The 1,750-nt window shown below is 47.7% G+C and carries 1 protein-coding gene and 1 pseudogene; both read right to left on the bottom strand.

The window, feature by feature from the left end; genetic code table 11:
* Window positions 1-1,381 (bottom strand): Ig-like domain-containing protein (locus tag AC1DWB_RS34645; RefSeq protein ID WP_477545610.1); only part of this gene is annotated, 1,381 nt, incomplete at its 3' end.
* A gap of 35 nt (window positions 1,382-1,416) precedes the next feature.
* Window positions 1,417-1,750, bottom strand: a pseudogene (locus tag AC1DWB_RS34650) (carbohydrate ABC transporter permease); the annotation flags it as partial.

A 1,750-nucleotide genomic window follows, 5' to 3' on the forward strand; every position in this document is an offset into this window, starting at 1 on the left:
GTTTGACACTATTGCTCCCAGAATGAACCAGGTTGTTAACGGTCGCAAATACGGAATCATTGTTATAGCTGACCCAACCATCCGGCTTGCCGTTAGTCGCTTTCTCCAAACCTCCGTTAAAAAGGATATTATCCGCTTTACCCGCCGCGCTTATCATTCTAACCGGAATGAATGCGTTGCGAGTAACTCCATCCTTAGTCACCGTGACCTTAATGTTCGTACTGCCCTCGCCGACAGCCGTCAGCTTGCCCGCTCCGTCGACCGTGACCGTATTGGTATTGCCGGATTCGTAAACAATTTGTGCTGTGGCCAAATCCCCTAATCCACCATCGGTCATCTTCCCGTTCACCGTAATGGAATCCGTATCCCCTACGGCAAGCTTTGATTTTCCGGATGTTAATCGGAGCGAAATACTTTCTAATACATTATCGAATTGCTTAAGCGTGAGTGTAATCCTCTTGGGCCCAAGACGCCACCCTTCAGACTCAGCTTGCTTAACCTTCGATACCAGCTTCAATTCACGAATGCCGGAGGACAGATGCAACGTCTTGGCGATCGGCAGCGTATCTCCTCCGCTGTTCCCATAGAAATTCATCGTTCCGATGGAGTTGCCGTCCAATGATACGTCCGCTATACCTCCGGCCGCGTTAGTTCCTCCCTCGATTCTCACCTCATATTGCCCGGCCAGTTCTACGGGAAGCTCGAACACGGCGAATTGGTCCGGACCCGTGCTCTCAATTATCCTGGCATCACCGTATGTGCTTTCCGTTACACCAGGTGAAAGACTTGACAATTTCAAACCGGCAAAAGGGGTGCTGACCGGTGTAGACATCACGAAGGCCGCATCGTCAATATAAGTGACGCCTGTATTCGCAGCACCCTGATACTGCAGGATCGTAGCCGTTACGGCACCGACTGGCGCCTGCATCATCAGTTTCTGTTGTATCCATGTACCTCGCTCAAGATTATCCTGTGTTTTGACGGCAATCCGTACATTGCTGCTATTCCAAAACTCCAAATATAGAGAAGATGCTCCGCTTTCATTAAAGGAGTGAAGGGTCGCCGTGTATATGTTGCCTACTGTGACGGGAATCTTAGTGCTTCGCACTCCATTTGCGCCTTTGCTAGTAAGTTTTACGCTAAGATTGCCGCTATAGACCGGACTGCTCACGGACTCGAACACACTTGCGGCTTGGAACGCAGACCAACTGAGGGGCTTCCCGTTGGTACCTTGTTGTTCGAAGTCTCCATTAAGCAGCAAACTGTCGGCTACTGCCGCATTGACAACAGAGAAGGAGCCTGGCCATGAAAAGGAATTGGCTAGTAGGCAAACAAACAAAAGCACGGATACCCATTGTCGCCGTTTCAACTTGTTGAACATGTAAATCCACCTCATTCATAATAAAGTATGAACTCTTAACCTTTCACTGCTCCTACAAGTTGACCATGAATGAAATACTTTTGAACGAAAGGATACACGATAATAATGGGTAAAATCGTCAGCATTAACGCAGCCATTTTCAAATTATTCGGATGAATTATCGTCTCGTCGCTGATTAGTGACTTTTCCATCTCCGAATCAATCAACTGTGCGCTAACCAGTATGTCCCTTAACTGAAACTGCAATGTCCACATTTTTTTATCACGGATGTAGATCAATACGTTGAACCACTCATTCCAATAAGCCACTGCACTGAACACGACAAACGCCATAGTCATCGGCAGAACAAGTGGCAGGATAATATTGATG

The organism is Paenibacillus sp. P4_E11, from assembly GCF_056401635.1.